Here is a 17,587-nt window from a genome sequence, read left to right as displayed (position 1 = left end):
ATGAAAAAGAATCAGATTGATATCGTGACGATGGGTTGCTCGAAGAATCTTGTTGACAGCGAGCTTCTTATGAAGCAATTTGAAGCCAATGGCTATCACTGTGTCCATGACAGTGAGCGGCCCGACGGCGAAATTGCCGTTATTAATACGTGTGGTTTTATCGAGTCGGCGAAAGAAGAGAGCATCAATACGATTCTTGAGTTTGTCAGTGCGAAAAACGAAGGTCGTCTGAAACGGCTTTATGTGATGGGGTGTCTGTCGCAGCGCTATAAGGATGAGTTGGAAAAGGAAATCCCGGAAGTAGACAAGTTCTATGGAAAGTTCAATTATAAGCAGCTGCTGTCAGACCTCGGTAAGGCGGAAGTTTCTTCATGCAATGGCCGTAGGTCGTTGACAACTCCTCGACACTATGCCTATGTGAAGATAGCAGAGGGTTGTGACCGCCGTTGTGCTTATTGCGCAATTCCTTTGATAACCGGCAAGCATGTGAGCCGCCCAAAGGAAGATATATTGCAAGAGGTCAGAGAATTGGTGGCTGATGGTGTTAAGGAGTTTCAGATTATTGCTCAGGAACTCACTTATTATGGTGTTGATATCGACGGACAACGACATATCGCCGACCTGATTGGCGACATTGCAGATGTGGAAGGCGTAAAATGGGTTCGACTGCATTATGCTTATCCCAATCAGTTCCCGCTGGAATTACTCGATGTTATTCGTGAGAAGCCGAACGTCTGCAAGTATTTGGATATTGCTTTGCAGCATATCTCGAACCATATGCTTGATGCCATGCATCGCCATGTGAGCAAGGAAGAGACGATTGAACTGATAAAGAAGATAAGGGAAGCAGTCCCGGGAATCCATCTTCGCACGACCTTGTTGGTTGGCTTCCCCGGTGAAACCGATGAAGATTTCGAAGAACTCGTTGAGTTTGTGAAGTGGGCCAAGTTCGAACGCATGGGCGCTTTTGCTTATTCGGAAGAAGAAGGAACCTATAGTTCAGTGCACTATGAAGATAATGTGCCTCAGGAGGTTAAACAGTATCGTCTTGATAGGCTGATGGCAGTGCAGCAGAAAATTAGTGCCAATGTCGAAGCCGAAAAGATAGGTAAAGTCATGACCGTGATTATTGATAGGAAAGAAGGAGATTATTATATAGGTCGCACGGAGTATTGTTCGCCGGAAGTTGACCCTGAGGTTCTTATCCCTACAAAGGGAAGTAGGCCTCGTGTGGGTTGCTTCTATCGTGTGAAGATAACGGACAGTGAAGCGTTTGACCTTTATGGACAAGTTGTTAAATAACCATTCTTGGTATGAATAATAAGGATTTTATAGCAGAGTTGGCTCTAAGGACAGGCTATGCTCAGACAGATGCCCAAAAGCTTGTCAATGCGTTGATTGAAGGAATGGGCGATAGCTTCGAAGCAGGAGAGAATGTGTCGTTAGCAGGTTTCGGGACTTTTGAAGTAAAAAAACGTATGGAGCGTGTGGTTGTAAATCCTTCAACGGGGTTACGTATGCTTGTCCCGCCAAAGTTGGTTCTGGGGTTCAAACCAAATGCTTCTATCAAGGAGAAACTAAAGAATGGAGGAGAAGTAAATGCGTAATCTAAAAGACATTGCCCGTTACTTGGTTGATAAGCATGAACTGAAGACTTCTGATGCCGAGCGCTTTGTTTTGTCGATGATTGATGTGATAAACGAAGGACTACAACGTGAAAGGCAAGTCAAGATAAAAGGCTTGGGGACCTTTAAGGTGACAAGTGTCAGTTCGCGTGAAAGTGTTGATGTCAATACGGGAGAACGTATTGTGATAGACGGTCGCGACAAGATTTCGTTTGTTCCTGATAACTCAATGAAAGAGTTGGTGAATCGTCCGTTCTCTGAATTTGAGACTGTTGTTGTCGGCGATGGTGTGGAATTGGAAGACAAACCTATTGACGGACTTTTGGATAAACAGTCTGAAATCGTCGAGGAACAAACGGAAAAGGAAAGTAATAAGCATAGCTCGTCGGTTACAACAATAGAGCAAGCCGAATTTGAAACAACTTCGCACAAAGAGGACGTAGAGGAAGAGGCTCTTGTTCCACAAAGCAGTTTTTCGTTGAATGTACCGTCAGAGGTAGTAAACATAGATGATGAAGAGGAAGACGAGACGGAACAATCTGTTCCGAGTAGTGGTTGGTCGCCTTTTGCAATAAAGGCATTGATTGTTTCCGCAATTGTATTATTCGTCCTTTTAGGTGGGGCAATATCTTATCTTTTCATGGAATTGCATCGTCGGGATATGCGTATAGAAGCACTGATAACGCAGGTAGGTAAGCGGCAAGCTGTTGTCCATAATACACAACCTACGGCTAGAACTAAGCAGAAGGAAAATAAAGTCGGTAATATCACGCCTAAAGTAAAACCAGATGATGTTTATGCAGAGATGAATCGTAGTGACGCACGTGTCCGTACTGGTGCTTATCGAATTGTAGGTGTAAAGCAGGTTGTCAAAGCTAGAGCTGGGCAGACGCTTCGTTCAATCAGCAGACAGCAATTAGGTCCGGGTATGGAATGCTATCTCGAAGTTATGAACAAGAATAAAGAACTGAAAGAGGGTGATGTTGTCAAGATACCAAAATTGGAACTTAAACGTCATAGATAGCATTCTTTTTGTTTGATAACGTGTCGTTCTTTTTTCTTTGTATGAAGGATATTATGGGAACGCAGGATATTAATAAATGAAAAGTTTGTTATTTCAAAAAAATAGGATTAAATTTGCAAAGATTAATTATTTACTAAATATAGGATATGAAAGAAACTTCATTTTCACTTTTAATATTAACGGCTGTTTTGTTCCTGAGCAGTTGTTCTGGAAGCAAAAAAGTAGCTTATTTTCAGAATATAGACAAGGTAGACCTTGCAGCTTCGAGAGGGCTTTATGATGCACATATCATGCCAAAGGACTTATTGAATATCATTGTAAACACCACGGATCCACAGGCTGCCGCACCATTCAATTTGGGATCTGGAACTTTTGTGGGGACAGATAATCAGAAAGTAATCGGAAACGTGTCAGCCTTGAATTATTTGGTTGACAACAAAGGTGATATAAATTTTCCCGTTATTGGTAAAGTACATGTTGGGGGACTTACGAAAGGAGAATGTGAGGATTTGATTAGAAACCGTCTGGTGCCTTATTTAGCCAAAACTGAAAATCCTGTAGTAACTGTCCGCATGGCAAGTTTTCATGTTACAGTGGCAGGCGAAGTGAGGAACCCGGGTGTTTTTCCTGTTACAACAGAGAAAATGAGTATTATAGAAGCTTTAGCACAAGCCGGAGATTTGACGATTTATGGTAAACGTGATAATGTGATTCTGCTACGAGAAAAAGCTGATGGGGAAAAGGAATATCATCGATTAAATTTGAATGATGCTAATCTTATCAATTCACCTTATTATTATTTACAGCAAAACGACGTGCTCTACGTAGAACCGAATAAGGTGCAGTCTCAAAATTCTTCTATCGGTAATTCAACTACACTGTGGTTCTCTTTTGTCGGTATCGTGACCAGTGTAGCTTCGTTGTTAGTTAACGTTTTAAGATAAAAATAAATTGAAGAATGATAATTGATTAAATCGGTTTCATTCTTCTTTTTTGAATATAACAGGATAATTTAATAGTATATTATATGTGTGGAATTGTAGGATATTTAGGCAAGCGTGAGGCTTATCCCATATTGATAAAAGGACTGAAGCGATTGGAATACCGTGGTTACGACAGCGCCGGAGTCGCCCTTATTAACGATGACGATACGCTCAACTTATATAAAACCAAAGGAAAAGTGGCTGATTTGGAGGGCTTTTGTGCCGACAAGAATATCTCTGGTTCCGTTGGTATAGCGCATACACGTTGGGCAACTCATGGCGAACCTTCATCTGTTAATGCCCACCCTCATTATTCTGCATCAAAGAACTTGGCAATCATTCATAATGGAATCATTGAGAATTATGCTGACATCAAGAATAATCTGATTGCTAAAGGAGTGGAATTCCGCTCAGATACAGATACAGAAGTGCTTGTTCAACTGATAGAGTATGTGCAGGTAAAGAAAAAACTTGATACATTGACGGCAGTCCAAGTGGCTCTTCATCAAGTCATAGGGGCTTATGCAATTGCGGTTTTGGATAAACGAGAGCCTCATCAGATTATCGCAGCACGAAAGCAAAGTCCTTTGGTCGTTGGTATTGGTAAAGATGAATTCTTCTTGGGTTCCGATGCAAGTCCGATCGTGGAGTTTACAGACAAAGTTGTCTACCTCGAAGATGGAAGTATTGCCGTAATGCGTTTGGGTGAAGAACTTAAAGTCGTAAATCTGCTTAATCGTGAATTGAATCCTTCTGTTCAGACAATAGATATCAACCTCGGACAAATAGAGAAAGGAGGCTTTCCTCACTTTATGTTAAAAGAGATTTTCGAACAACCAGAATGTCTCAAGACCTGTATGAGAGGGCGTATCAATAGGGAGGCCAATCATGTGACATTGAGTGCTGTGATTGATTATAAAGAACGCTTACTCCATGCCAAGCGTATCATCATTGTAGCTTGTGGTACGAGTTGGCATGCCGGATTGATAGGAAAGCAATTGATAGAGACGTTCTGCTGCATTCCCGTAGATGTGGAATATGCCAGTGAGTTCAGATACCGTAACCCTGTTGTGACGAGCGACGATGTTGTTATTGCCATGTCGCAGAGCGGAGAGACAGCCGACACACTTGCAGCCGTGGAGCTGGCTAAGGAATCAGGGGCCTTTATCTATGGTATTTGTAATGCTGTCGGTTCAAGTATCCCACGTTCGACCGATACGGGAAGCTATATCCATGTAGGTCCGGAGATAGGGGTCGCCTCAACAAAGGCCTTTACAGGGCAGGTCCTTGTATTGACGATGTTGGCTTTGGCCTTGGCGAAAGAAAGGAAGACGATTACCGATGCGGTTTATGAAGAGGTTGTTAAGGAATTGTCTGTCATTCCCGATAAGATACAAGAGGTGTTGAAGCTGAACGAGAAGATTGCTAACCTGAGCAGGATATTCACATATGCCCACAACTTCATTTATTTAGGGCGCGGTTACAGTTATCCTGTGGCGATGGAAGGAGCTTTGAAGTTGAAAGAAATCAGTTATATCCATGCCGAAGGCTATCCGGCTGCGGAAATGAAGCACGGGCCTATCGCTTTGGTGGACTCCGATATGCCGGTAGTGGCCATTGCCACACACAATGCGATGTATGAGAAGGTGTTGAGCAACATTCAGGAGATTAAGGCAAGAAAGGGTAGGGTGATTGCTTTGGTAACAAAAGGCGACGAGACTATCAGTCGCATTGCCGACGAAGTGATAGAACTCCCCGAAACCTTGGAATGTCTCGAGCCGTTACTGGCAACGATTCCGCTTCAGCTTCTTGCCTATCACATCGCCGTTTGCAAGAATAAGAATGTCGATCAGCCTCGAAATCTGGCTAAGTCTGTAACCGTGGAATAATCAAAGAATATAATGGAAGAAATAAAGGAAGATTGCGGAGTCGCTTTGATACGCTTGCTGAAGCCTCTTGAATACTATCAGCAGAAGTACGGCACATGGATGTATGGCCTGAATAAGCTCTATCTGATGATGGAGAAACAGCACAACCGGGGGCAAGAAGGCGCAGGCATGGCGTGTGTCAAGCTTGATACGCAGCCCGGACATGAATACATGTTCCGCGAAAGAGCTGAAGGCTCGAACGCCATCACCGAAATCTTCGGAAAGGTACATAAGAACTATGCCGGCATGAGTGCACAGCAGCTGGCAGACGTGGACCATGCTAAGGCAGGTCTTCCTTTCGCCGGTGAACTCTACATGGGACATCTGCGGTATAGCACGACGGGGAAGACGGGCATTTCCTACGTGCATCCTTTCCTACGGAGGAACAATTGGCGCGCCAAGAACCTTTGCTTCTGCGGGAACTTCAACATGACCAACGTCGATGAAATCTTCGAGAAGCTCACTTTGCAGGGGCAATGCCCGCGTATCTACAGCGACACGTACATCATGCTCGAACTCATGGGCCATCGACTCGACAGGGAAGTGGAACGTAACTTCGCCGAGGCAAAGGCCAAAGGACTGACGAACACCGACATCACGCGCTACATCGAAGACCACGTCAGAATGAGCAACGTCTTGAAGACCACGATGCCCGACTTCGACGGAGGCTACGTGGTGTGCGGCGTTACGGGAAGCGGAGAGATGTTCTCCATGCGCGACCCTTGGGGCATCCGCCCGGCATTCTACTACAAGGACGACGAAGTCGTGGCCTTGGCGAGCGAACGCCCCGTGCTGCAGACAACGTTCGACTTGGAGTGTGAAGACGTGGAGGAACTCAAACCGGGCACGGCCCTGATGGTGAAAAGGAACGGCGAGTGTTCTATCGAGCGCATCTTGGCGCCGAGAGGAGACGCAGCGTGTTCGTTCGAGCGCATTTACTTCAGCCGGGGCTCTGACCGCGACATCTATAACGAGCGCAAGAAGTTGGGCGAACAGCTCACAGGACCGATACTGAAGGCCGTGAACCACGACGTGGAGCACACCGTGTTTTCCTACATTCCCAACACGGCAGAGGTGGCTTACTACGGCATGCTTGACGGCCTCACGCAGCATCTGAACGAACGGAAGATCAAGCAGATTGAAGCTCTCGGCCATGCGCCCTCGCACGAGGAACTGCAAAGCATAATGAATGCTTACGTGCGCTCGGAGAAGGCGGCATGGAAAGACATCAAGCTGCGCACGTTCATCGCCGAGGGCAACAGCCGCAACGACCTTGCCAGCCATGTCTACGACATCACCTACGGAAGCATCGACGCCGGAAAGGACAACCTCGTCATCATCGACGACAGCATCGTCAGGGGAACCACACTGAAGAAAAGCATCCTGCGCATACTCGACCGTCTGCACCCCAAGAAAATGGTCATCGTGAGCAGTGCGCCGCAGATACGCTATCCCGATTACTACGGTATCGACATGCCCTGCTTGGAGGAGTTCTGCGTGTTCCGCGCCACCATCGCCCTGCTGAAAGACAGGCACATGGAGCACGTCATTCACGCCATCTACGAGGCATGCCTTGAAGAGTTGCGCAAGCCCAAGGAGCGAATGACCAATGTGGTGCGCGCCATCTACGAACCGTTCACGACAGAGGAAATCAATGCCAAGATTGTAGAGATGTTGCGCCCGAGCGGCGTGACTACTCCCATAGAACTGGTCTACCAGAGCATCGAGGGGCTTCACGAGGCCATGCCCGGCTATAAGGGCGACTGGTACTTCACGGGGCATTTCCCCACGCCCGGCGGAACGAAGCTCTGCAATCAGGCCTTTGTGAACTATTACGAAAGCGTGGAAAAAGATATTGCAACAACGGGGGTTTAATACCTTGAACTGTGAGTGTTTAACACCTGCACCGGTGAGTGTTTAACACCCGCACTGATGAGTGTTTAACACCCGCACTGATGAGTGTTTAACACCTGCATCGGTGAGTGTTTAACACCTGCACTGATGAGTGTTTAATACTCTTGTTCGGAGGTGTACCGTACCCACGACCAGAGGTGTACCGTACCTACGACCAAAGGTGTACCGTACCGATGATGAGAGGTGTATCGTACCTATGATCAGGGGTGTACTACACCTTCGCCGGACACATTGAGAGAATGAACGATTTAATATAACTACAGATGATGAAAAACGTAACTTTAGTCCTGAGTGACGGAACCCGGTTCCGCGGTAAGAGCTTTGGCTATGATGCACCCGTTGCCGGCGAGGTTGTCTTCAACACGGCAATGACGGGCTATCCCGAGAGCCTCACCGACCCGTCGTATGCCGGGCAGTTGGTGGTGTTGACCTATCCGCTTGTGGGTAACTATGGGGTGCCTCCTTTCACCATCGAGGCCGATGGATTGCCCACTTTCATGGAGAGCGAACGGATTCATGCCTCGGCCCTCATCGTCAGCGATTACAGCGAGGAGTATAGTCATTGGAACGCCACGGAGAGCCTTGCCTGCTGGCTGAAACGCGAGCACGTGCCGGGGATAACGGGCATCGATACGCGCGAGTTGACCAAGGTGTTGCGCGAGCACGGCGTGATGATGGGGAAGATACTCTTCGACGACGAGCCCGATAATATCCCAGAGGCCGATTACGAAGGTGTGAACTTCGTAGATAGGGTGTCGTGCAAGGAGGTTATCAGGTATAATGAAGGCACAGGAAAAAAGGTGGTGCTGGTGGATTGCGGCGTGAAGGCTAATATCATTCGTTGCTTGGTGGAGCGCGGCGTCGAGGTCGTCAGGGTGCCGTGGAACTATGACTACACAGACATGAAGTACGACGGACTATTTCTTGCCAACGGTCCGGGCGACCCGGATATGTGTTCCGATGCGGTGGAAATCATCAGAAAACAGATGAGCCAGAGCACGAAGCCCATCTGTGGCATCTGTATGGGCAACCAACTGCTCGCAAAGGCTTCGGGGGCAGAGATATATAAGCTGAAGTATGGACATCGCGGCCATAACCAGCCCGTGCGTTTTGTCGGCACGAAGCAGTGCTTCATCACCAGCCAGAACCATGGCTATGCCGTCGACGCGAATACACTGGACTTTGATTGGGAAGAGATGTTCGTCAATATGAACGACGGCTCGAACGAGGGTATTCGTCATACGACCAACCCTTGGTTCTCCAGTCAGTTCCATCCCGAGGCTTGTTCGGGGCCCGTTGATACGGAGTTCATATTTGACATGTTCGTAACCACATTAAGATAGAAAGACAATGAAAGACGAAACGATAAAGAAAGTGTTGCTTCTTGGTTCGGGAGCATTGAAGATAGGAGAGGCCGGAGAGTTCGACTATTCGGGCTCGCAGGCGTTGAAGGCATTGCGCGAGGAAGGCGTGGAGACTGTGCTCATTAATCCGAACATCGCCACCGTTCAGACTTCGGAAGGCGTGGCCGACCGGATTTACTTTCTGCCCGTCAAGCCTTATTTCGTTGAAAGGGTGATACGGAAAGAACGCCCCGATGGTGTGCTGCTTTCGTTTGGCGGACAAACGGCGTTGAACTGCGGTGTCGAGCTGGAGCGTACGGGTGTCTTTGCCAAGTATGGCGTCAAGGTGTTGGGCACACCTGTTTCGGCCATCATGAATACGGAAGACCGCGAGCTCTTCGTTGAGCAACTGAATGAGATTGACGTGAAGACCATCAAGAGTGAAGCCTGTGAGACGATGGACGAGGCGCGCAAGGCCGCAGCGGCTTTGGGCTATCCGGTTATCGTGCGTGCAGCTTATGCCTTGGGTGGGCTGGGGTCGGGTTTCGCCGATAACGAAGAAGAACTGGACAAGATTTGCGAGAAGGCCTTCTCGTTCTCTCCCCAAGTGCTTGTCGAGAAGAGTCTGAAAGGTTGGAAGGAGATAGAATATGAGGTGGTGCGTGACCACTATGATAACTGCATCACGGTGTGCAACATGGAGAACTTTGACCCGTTGGGCATACACACGGGCGAGAGTATCGTCGTTGCGCCCTCTCAGACACTCACCAACAGTGAATACCATAAGCTCCGCGCATTGGCTATCAAGATAGTTCGCCATATTGGTATCGTGGGAGAGTGTAATGTGCAGTATGCCTTCGATCCGAAGAGCGAAGACTATCGTGTGATTGAAGTGAATGCACGTCTGTCCCGTTCCTCTGCACTTGCATCGAAAGCGACCGGTTATCCGTTGGCTTTCGTAGCGGCTAAGTTGGGTATGGGATACGGTCTCTTCGAATTGAAGAACTCGGTCACCAAGACCACGAGTGCCTTCTTTGAACCTGCGCTCGACTATGTGGTTTGTAAGATTCCACGCTGGGACCTGTCCAAGTTCCGTGGAGTAGACAAGGAGTTGGGCTCAAGTATGAAGTCGGTGGGCGAGGTCATGGCCATTGGTCGCAACTTCGAAGAGGCCATTCAGAAAGGGCTCCGCATGATAGGGCAGGGTATGCACGGCTTTGTGGAGAACAAAGAGCTTGAGATAGAAGATTTGGATGCTGCGCTCAGCGAGCCTACGGACAAGCGTGTCTTTGTCATCTCGAAAGCCTTGCACAAGAACTATACCATTGACCGTATACATGAGTTCACGAAGATTGACAAGTGGTTCCTTCAGAAACTGAAGCATATCATCGATATTGACGAGGAACTGAAGAAGGTGAACATCAATACCTTGGATAAGGATTTGCTTCGCACGGCAAAAGTCTATGGCTTTACTGACTTCCAGATTGCGCGTGCGATAGGCCTTGAAAAGGAACTGGGGAACATGCATAAGGCGGGTCTGCTGGTGCGTAACAAGCGCAAGGGCTATGGTATTCTTCCCGTGGTGAAGCAGATTGATACGCTGGCAGCAGAATATCCCGCACAGACCAATTACCTTTATGTGACCTATAGTGGCGTAAAGAGTGACATCGTATTCGAGAATGACAAGCGTTCTGTGATAGTTCTCGGCTCGGGTGCTTATCGTATCGGTAGTTCGGTAGAGTTCGACTGGTGCGGTGTTCAAGCATTGAACACGATACGTAAGGAAGGTTGGCGCTCCGTGATGGTCAACTATAATCCAGAGACCGTTTCGACCGACTATGATATGTGTGATCGCCTCTATTTTGATGAGCTCACGTTCGAACGTGTGATGGACATCATCGAAATGGAATGCCCACATGGTGTGATTGTCAGCACCGGTGGACAGATACCGAACAATCTGGCCATGAAACTCGATGCACAGAATGTTCCGATATTGGGAACTAAGGCACAGGATATCGATGGTGCGGAAGACCGTGCAAAGTTCTCTGCAATGCTCACAGATAGTGGCATCAACCAACCCGAGTGGAGTGCATTGACTAGCATGGAAGACATTGATAAGTTTGTTGATAGAGTAGGGTTCCCGGTTTTAGTGCGTCCTTCTTATGTGCTTTCCGGTGCTGCAATGAATGTCTGCTCCAACGAAGATGAATTGGAACGCTTCCTCCAGTTGGCTGCAAATGTGAGCGAAGACCATCCCGTTGTCGTCTCTAAGTTCATCGAACACGCCAAGGAGATAGAAATGGATGCCGTTGCAAAGAACGGAGAAGTTCTTGCTTATGCTATCAGTGAGCATATCGAGTTTGCCGGAGTCCATTCCGGTGATGCTACGATTCAGTTTCCACCGCAGAAGCTTTATGTGGAGACCATGCGCCGTATCAAGCGTGTCAGTCGGCAAATAGCAAAGAACCTGCACATCAATGGACCTTTCAATATCCAGTTCATGGCTCGTGAGAATGATATCCTTGTGATTGAATGTAACCTTCGTGCTAGCCGTTCTTTCCCGTTTGTGAGTAAGGTGTTGAAAATAAACCTTATCGAACTGGCTACGAGAGTGATGCTCGGACTTCCTATTGAAAAGCCAAGTAAAAACCTCTTCGACTTGGATTATGTGGGCATCAAGGCTAGTCAATTTTCGTTTAATCGCTTGCAAAAGGCGGATCCTGTCTTAGGTGTGGATATGAGTTCTACAGGTGAGGTTGGTTGTCTGGGCGACGACACGAATACCGCACTGCTGAAGAGTATGCTTTCCGTGGGATATCGTGTCCCCGAGAAGACCGTGTTGCTATCAACGGGTGGCGCTAAGCAGAAAGTCGATATGTTGGATGCAGCTAAACAATTGGTTGTCCATGGCTATAAACTCTATGCCACCGGTGGTACTAGCAAGTTCCTTGAGGAGAACGGCATTGCCAACACGCGTGTCTTCTGGCCTTCAGAAGAGGGAATGCAACCACAGGCTTTAGATTTGCTGCACGAAAGGAAGATAGATATGGTCGTCAATATCCCGAAGAACCTTACGGTACATGAACTGACCAACGGTTACAAGATACGTCGTGCAGCCATAGACCTGAATATTCCTCTCATCACGAATAGCCGTCTTGCCGGTGCATTCATCAATGCATTTTGCACGGTGTCCCTTGAGGATATCGACATTAAGGCATGGGATGAGTATTGAACTTTGGAAAGGAAAGGGCCGGCCTGATAGATTTTGTTATCATGGTCGGTCTCTTTATTGTATCTATCATATGGTGTTAACTGTGCCTTTTGTGCCTTTTTCATTAACAATAATTTAATATCTGTAAGTTGTTGATTATAAGATGATTAATGAAAAGTTACAAAAACAACAAAAAAAAGTCGTTAAAACATGATTGATATATTGAAAAAATACTTATCTTTGCATCGTTTTAATTAACAAATGATTGTTTTACAGATTTAAAAAGCAAAGAAAATGAAGAAATTAGTTTTAATGTTCGTAGCTGTTGCAGCTATCTCTTTCGCATCTTGTGGTAACAAAACTACAACTCCTGCAGGCAACAATGACTCTGACTCTGTTGCTCAGGTTGATACCGCTGCTGCTGATACTGCTGCTGCTGACACTGCAAAGTAATTTGCAAATCGAACTGAAAAATGAGAGATTGCCGCTGAACTGTAAAAGGTTCAGCGGTTTTTTATTCCTTTTTATCTGTTTACTTTTTTAGTACACCTTATAAGAAAGTATGCTTTTCCTTATTTGATGTAATCGAAACTATTGCTGTCCGGTAAACATTTTCCGCATATAAAAGTTAAGGGCGGCGTAATGGGCATTTGGTAAGCTGGCTAATCTGGCCTACCAAATGTCCATTACACCTAAATCTGTTTCATTCTATTATCGTTCTTATTTTCTTGATATCACGATGCGATTCAGCCATATCACACTTCAACCTCAGCCATTTTACCTTGTAATCTCAGCTATTTCACCGTTCAATATGACTGACATCGCGTCGCAAAATGGCTGAGATTAGTCACAAAAACAAACGTCTTTGCGGGAGAGAGAAAATTTCCTTGCGGGAAGAAATAAATTTCTTTGCGGGAAGAAATAATTTTTCTTGCGGGAAGAAATAAATTTTCTCCCGTATGAAAATAAATTTATATACGGGAGAAAATTTACGGGAATACGGGAAGAAATACACGGGGAGGATAGAAAGCTCCCCTTTTTATATCATCAGGCCGTCATTTTATTGAGTTTCTTCAGCAAGGCAAACATCACGATGGCACTGATGAGACAAAGAGCTATTAGGATACTCCAATTATACATCAACGGAATGCGGTTCCAAAGCATCGAAGGTATCGAACTCAAATAGTTGCCTATGGCGGTGGCTACGAACCAACCGCCCATCATTAGCCCTTTATACTTCGGCGGAGCAACTTTGCTGACAAAGGAAATGCCCATCGGAGACAGTAGTAATTCGGCTAAGGTCAACGTGAAATAAGTGGAAATCAGCCAGCTTGGCGACAGAATGCTCTGCGTCTTGTCGCCTAAGTCCATCGGAGAAATAAGTCCTGTGGAAGCCATGGTTATTACCGCAAAACCAAGGGCGGCTACCAGCATGCCCCATGCTATGCGGGCGGGTGCACTCACTTCGTGTCTCTTATTGGCGAGAAGGCCGAAGAAAAGCATGCTGAACGGCGTCAATGCAACTACGAAGAATGGATTGAACTGCTGGAAATCGGAGGGTTGGGACATTGTCGGATTGTCCATGCCCAAGAAAAGTGCCGCGGCACCTCCCCATGCTATCAAGGTTGCAAATCCGCAAATAGCCTTGCCCTTCATAGTCTTTGATTGCAAGGCGCCGAAACCCGTATAGACGGAAAGTGCTATCAATGCGAGACTGAAAATATTGAACCATATACGCATTGAACCGTAAATCTCTAAATTCGTATATTTCTTGGCGAAGAAGGTCAGGGCAGAACCGTTCTGATGGAAAGCCATCCAGAAAAAGATAACCACTGCAAAGACGAGCAGCAAAGCCACAATACGGTCTTGGGTCTGCTTGGGCGTAAGCTCTTCAACTTTCTGATTGGAGGCTTCTGCCTGTTTTGCTGTCACATCGGCATGTTTGAACCAATTGCGGCATGCAAAGTAAATTCCGGCCGAAAGAAGTAACGACACACATGCCACGCCAAAGCAAAGCCCATAGGCACCATACAATACTTTGAGGTAAGCGGGGTCGAAATTGCCTGCATCGTAGACAAAACCATACTGACCCAAATAGAGATTAGTAATCCATTTGGCCATGGAGGGAGCGAACATGGCGCCGATGTTGATGGCCATATAGAAAAGGCTGAACGCCGAATCACGACTACTTGAATACTTCGGGTTGTCGTAGAGGTTGCCGACAAGCACTTGAAGGTTTCCCTTGAACAGCCCCGTTCCCAACGACACGCAGGTTAAACCGGCAAACATTGCAATCTTTCCGGCTTCGTCGGCACCCGTGGGAATAGCCAGCCCAAGGTAACCAAGGAACATTGTGACAAAACCAATGGTGACACACTTCCCATAGCCTATCTTATCAGCGATTATCCCGCCAAGGAGCGGTGCAAAGTAGACCACGGCAAGGAATATGGCATACACTTGTCCGGCCTGAGATTCTGTCCATCCGAACTTGGCTTGCATAAATAAAGCGAAGATGGCTAACATGGTATAGTAACCAAAACGCTCACCGGTGTTGGCAAGAGCTAAGGCATACAGGCCTTTTGGTTGATTTTCAAACATAGTAGATATATTTATTGATGATTATTCTTTCTTTTAGTGCGTGTGATGTTAAAAAGATAAGCGGCTTTGATAACGATATTTCCATGGTTGGACTTTGAAAAATAGTCGCGCTTTGACGAGCCGTAGATATTGGCAAGACCGTAATAATATCGGGCTTCCAATAGAAAATGGCCCATCTTGGGATGGCTATACGCCAAACCAAGTCCAACGGCTATGCCGTAATCGAACTTCTTACTGACTGCCATTGTGTCTTGAGCCACCACGGGATTCACACGATCTTGCATGTTGCGTTGGTCAAAAGTAAAGTTCATATCGGTGCTTTCACGGAGCATATAACCAAACTGAGGACCTAAATTCACAAAGAAATTGGCTCCCTTATATTCCTTTCCCCATGCAAGATGCGCAAAGACCGGTACTTGGATATAGTCAATGGTGCGGCTGTAGTGTTCGGCCTGTCCTGTCAATGCATTGATAACAGGTTGGTCTTTGTTGTCAAGGATATCTTCTTTCCAACCCAACTGGGCATAGTTCACTTCTGTCAGAATAGAACAAATGGTCGAGAAATATTTCTCACTCTTATAACTTAACGACAATCCCCCTGTGATTCCGCTGTGTTGCTTCTGATTGACTTTGGGAACGAAGCCCACACTACTTAGCACATAGCCGGCATTGAACCCTACGGAAAAGTCATTGCGATGTTCGCCTATCTGTGCCTCTACACGCAACACGCCGCATCCGGCAAGAAGCAGACAACATATTATTTTGTTTTTTAGTTTCATACAAACTCTTTAATAGGCTATGCTCTCTATGTTTCCATTATAAAGATAATGTATCAGCTGGAAACTCGAGTTGATACGTCCGCCCTTTTCCACAGGTTCGAACTTTAATGGAGATTGCAAGAACTTGTAAACCTGTTGCCACTTGCTGCCAAGAAACTTTCGTCCGTATTTTGCATACCCACGCACAAAGAACTGAGCATGGTCATAGCCTGTTATTGCAAAGCGGGGCAAGGCTTGTTGCATCGGTTCATGGAACCAACTGCGATAGCTTTTTTCCAAGGCTGTCGTCGCTGTCGACGAAGCATTATAGTAGAATGTTGTCGGGATATAGGTGTCGTATTTACAGAAATGATTGAAGTCGTATGGTGCATACATCAGCCACTCCGTATAACCGAACATGCTGATTGGTGTTCCCGGGCGCAACTGATCGAAACGCTCCAGCTTTGTAAAGGCCTCATTCAATTCCGGAGAGCGTGCCGTATTTAGGATAACAACATTCGTCTTTTCTTTGGTAAAGGCTTTGGCGAAAGCCTCGTCATCTGACTTCAGATTAGTTACATTATATGCGATGCCCTTTGCTTCGAGTTGCCTGCGCAGCGCCATCGTAAAAACTCCTTTCCTGCTGGAGGCATCATTGCAGTCGACAAACACAGGATGACACTTGCTAAATCGTTCCAAAAAGGCATTGAGTGTAGCATTCAACAGTCTTGTGTCGTCTTGATAAACCTGAAAGATGCTCTTGTTGGAGGCGATGTCGGTGTCAGAAATAGAGAAAGGTATTACCAACCGAATGTTTTTCGACTGACAGAAATCCGCCAAAGGCTTCACCTGTTTACTATATAGCGGGCCGAAAATAATGTCACACTTTGCCGTATGCTCATCAAGCAACGTAGTCCTGATATCGGCATCGGCATTCACATTCCATGCATGCACATCAATACTATAGCCTTCGGATTTCAGTTGGTCGAAAGCCATCAGCATGCCTCGGTAATATTCCGTCATTCGCTTTCCGTCGCCATCTGCTTGATGCAAGGGTAGCATGACGCCTATGGAAACATGGTTTTTGTTATCAGCCGTAGCTGTAGACGTACTTAAAAAGACGCATAGACAAAACAAAATATACCGAAAGAAAGATATCATCATTTAGGGATTTATTAATTTTTCAACTGCAAAAATACAAAAAAATATGTCATTACATCACATTCGGTGTGTTTTCTTTTTAGTAACTTTGCACAATTATAGCGACAAAGAGATGAAAGTAAAGATTTTAATCCTGCTCTTCCTGCAGGTGCTGGGTTGCAGCTTTGCCTTGGCTGACACTACTCCGAATGCTTCGCCAAGCGCAGTTTTCAAAGATGCGGCAGGAAATGAACATCAAGACAGCTTCGAAGGTCCGGCTCCGGTGACGGCCTTGTTCAAAGCCAATCCGCAAGACATTGTCGGTTGGACGGCTTACTATGAGTGGCGGTTCTTCCATGGAAATGAAGTAAAGCCTTATCTGCAAAGATACGAGGAAGACACGCAATATACATTTGACCGTTCGGGCAATCACCGGGTCATTCTTCGTGCGACGTTCATCAGCGGGAATGACACCATCATACACGAATACAGTCCTATAACCGTCTCTCTGTTTGAGAGCAGGCTCGAACTTCCCAATGCGTTTTCTCCGAACGGAGACGGTATCAACGATGTCTATAAAGTGAAATCAAGCAGCCGCAGCATTATAGAGTTCCATGCCAAGATTTACAACCGTTGGGGACAGAAACTCTATGAATGGGACAGCATAGACGGCGGTTGGGACGGTAAGTTTCACGGCAAAGATGTGGCGCAAGGCGTCTACTATGTCGTGGTAGAAGCCCTCGGGGCCGACGGGAAGCGTTATTCCATCAAACGGGATATAAACCTTTTGAGGAATCACACGGTAGCAGCCGGATATGGCAGGGCTGCGGTTGAGAATCGCGTGGAAGTTGGCAGCGGACATGACGAATATGCGGTTGCATTGCCCAGCACAATAGGGGAGACGTATCACCTTCCTATAGGAATGGTGCTTTCCCAACACGTTGGGAAACCAATAAGATAGGTATCTCTTCGATAGGAGATAGGTATCTCTTGGGCAATAGATACGTAGGACGTTCGTGTAATGTTGCCTTTCAATCGGCAGAGACTGGCACTGGCAATAGGG

Annotated in this window: 13 protein-coding genes; 10 read left to right on the top strand and 3 right to left on the bottom strand. The window is 46.5% G+C overall.

From position 1 onward, the window contains the following. The 9 genes from rimO to H164_RS15660 all read left to right on the top strand — a co-directional run bounded on the left by rimO (nt 1) and on the right by H164_RS15660 (nt 12,481). On the top strand, nt 1-1,302 hold the full coding sequence (gene rimO / locus H164_RS0102775) for a 30S ribosomal protein S12 methylthiotransferase RimO (RefSeq protein WP_019967205.1): 1,302 nt from the start codon (nt 1-3) through the stop codon (nt 1,300-1,302). A gap of 11 nt (nt 1,303-1,313) precedes the next feature. Then, a complete protein-coding gene (locus H164_RS0102770) occupies nt 1,314-1,607 on the top strand; it encodes an HU family DNA-binding protein (RefSeq protein WP_019967204.1) in 294 nt (97 codons plus the stop codon). Further along, nucleotides 1,600-2,649, top strand: a complete 1,050-nt coding sequence (locus H164_RS0102765; RefSeq protein WP_019967203.1) for an HU family DNA-binding protein — start codon at nt 1,600-1,602, stop codon at nt 2,647-2,649. The genes H164_RS0102770 and H164_RS0102765 overlap by 8 nt, the downstream gene beginning before the upstream one ends. Nucleotides 2,650-2,795: 146 nt before the next feature. Next, a complete protein-coding gene (locus tag H164_RS0102760; RefSeq protein ID WP_008563928.1) occupies nt 2,796-3,593 on the top strand; it encodes a polysaccharide biosynthesis/export family protein in 798 nt (265 codons plus the stop codon). 83 nt (nt 3,594-3,676) lie between these two features. Beyond that, nucleotides 3,677-5,521, top strand: coding sequence for a glutamine--fructose-6-phosphate transaminase (isomerizing) (gene glmS / locus H164_RS0102755; RefSeq protein ID WP_019967202.1), 1,845 nt, complete (start codon nt 3,677-3,679; stop codon nt 5,519-5,521). A 12-nt stretch (nt 5,522-5,533) separates the two neighbouring features. Continuing rightward, entirely contained in the window at nt 5,534-7,435 is a 1,902-nt protein-coding gene (locus tag H164_RS0102750; RefSeq protein ID WP_019967201.1) for an amidophosphoribosyltransferase, read from the top strand. Between the two features lie 305 nt (nt 7,436-7,740). Further along, nucleotides 7,741-8,817, top strand: a complete 1,077-nt coding sequence (gene carA, locus H164_RS0102745; RefSeq protein WP_025829702.1) for a glutamine-hydrolyzing carbamoyl-phosphate synthase small subunit — start codon at nt 7,741-7,743, stop codon at nt 8,815-8,817. A 7-nt stretch (nt 8,818-8,824) separates the two neighbouring features. Beyond that, entirely contained in the window at nt 8,825-12,049 is a 3,225-nt protein-coding gene (gene carB / locus H164_RS0102740; protein WP_019967199.1) for a carbamoyl-phosphate synthase (glutamine-hydrolyzing) large subunit, read from the top strand. Between the two features lie 273 nt (nt 12,050-12,322). Continuing rightward, a complete protein-coding gene (locus H164_RS15660; protein ID WP_019967198.1) occupies nt 12,323-12,481 on the top strand; it encodes a PG1828 family lipoprotein in 159 nt (52 codons plus the stop codon). A gap of 594 nt (nt 12,482-13,075) precedes the next feature. Here the strand turns inward: H164_RS15660 and H164_RS0102730 are convergent. From H164_RS0102730 to H164_RS0102720, 3 genes are read right to left on the bottom strand one after another with little or no spacing between them, the layout of a single operon-like run. Further along, complete coding sequence (locus H164_RS0102730; protein WP_019967197.1) at nt 13,076-14,626, bottom strand: peptide MFS transporter; 1,551 nt, start codon at nt 14,624-14,626, stop codon at nt 13,076-13,078. 11 nt (nt 14,627-14,637) lie between these two features. Beyond that, a complete protein-coding gene (locus H164_RS0102725) occupies nt 14,638-15,405 on the bottom strand; it encodes a porin family protein (RefSeq protein ID WP_019967196.1) in 768 nt (255 codons plus the stop codon). A 9-nt stretch (nt 15,406-15,414) separates the two neighbouring features. Next, nucleotides 15,415-16,545 (bottom strand): ABC transporter substrate-binding protein, encoded by a 1,131-nt coding sequence (locus H164_RS0102720; protein WP_025829703.1) that lies wholly within the window; start codon nt 16,543-16,545, stop codon nt 15,415-15,417. 112 nt (nt 16,546-16,657) lie between these two features. Here H164_RS0102720 and H164_RS0102715 point away from each other — a divergent pair, with 112 nt between their 5' ends. Further along, nucleotides 16,658-17,485: a gliding motility-associated C-terminal domain-containing protein gene (locus tag H164_RS0102715; protein ID WP_019967194.1), complete on the top strand. Its 828-nt coding sequence runs from the start codon at nt 16,658-16,660 to the stop codon at nt 17,483-17,485. The last annotated feature ends 102 nt before the right edge of the window (nt 17,486-17,587 follow it).

The organism is Segatella maculosa DSM 19339 = JCM 15638, from assembly GCF_000382385.1.
In the GTDB taxonomy this organism is placed as follows: domain Bacteria; phylum Bacteroidota; class Bacteroidia; order Bacteroidales; family Bacteroidaceae; genus Prevotella; species Prevotella maculosa.
The sequence above is the reverse complement of the archived record's forward strand: the minus strand, read 5'-3'. Positions and strand labels throughout refer to the sequence as shown.

Coding starts and splice junctions, on each gene's coding strand:
- rimO (WP_019967205.1), top strand. CDS start 1: ATGAAAAAGAATCAGATTGATATCGTGACGATGGGTTGCTCGAAGAAT.
- H164_RS0102770 (WP_019967204.1), top strand. CDS start 1,314: ATGAATAATAAGGATTTTATAGCAGAGTTGGCTCTAAGGACAGGCTAT.
- H164_RS0102765 (WP_019967203.1), top strand. CDS start 1,600: ATGCGTAATCTAAAAGACATTGCCCGTTACTTGGTTGATAAGCATGAA.
- H164_RS0102760 (WP_008563928.1), top strand. CDS start 2,796: ATGAAAGAAACTTCATTTTCACTTTTAATATTAACGGCTGTTTTGTTC.
- glmS (WP_019967202.1), top strand. CDS start 3,677: ATGTGTGGAATTGTAGGATATTTAGGCAAGCGTGAGGCTTATCCCATA.
- H164_RS0102750 (WP_019967201.1), top strand. CDS start 5,534: ATGGAAGAAATAAAGGAAGATTGCGGAGTCGCTTTGATACGCTTGCTG.
- carA (WP_025829702.1), top strand. CDS start 7,741: ATGAAAAACGTAACTTTAGTCCTGAGTGACGGAACCCGGTTCCGCGGT.
- carB (WP_019967199.1), top strand. CDS start 8,825: ATGAAAGACGAAACGATAAAGAAAGTGTTGCTTCTTGGTTCGGGAGCA.
- H164_RS15660 (WP_019967198.1), top strand. CDS start 12,323: ATGAAGAAATTAGTTTTAATGTTCGTAGCTGTTGCAGCTATCTCTTTC.
- H164_RS0102730 (WP_019967197.1), bottom strand. CDS start 14,626: ATGTTTGAAAATCAACCAAAAGGCCTGTATGCCTTAGCTCTTGCCAAC.
- H164_RS0102725 (WP_019967196.1), bottom strand. CDS start 15,405: ATGAAACTAAAAAACAAAATAATATGTTGTCTGCTTCTTGCCGGATGC.
- H164_RS0102720 (WP_025829703.1), bottom strand. CDS start 16,545: ATGATATCTTTCTTTCGGTATATTTTGTTTTGTCTATGCGTCTTTTTA.
- H164_RS0102715 (WP_019967194.1), top strand. CDS start 16,658: ATGAAAGTAAAGATTTTAATCCTGCTCTTCCTGCAGGTGCTGGGTTGC.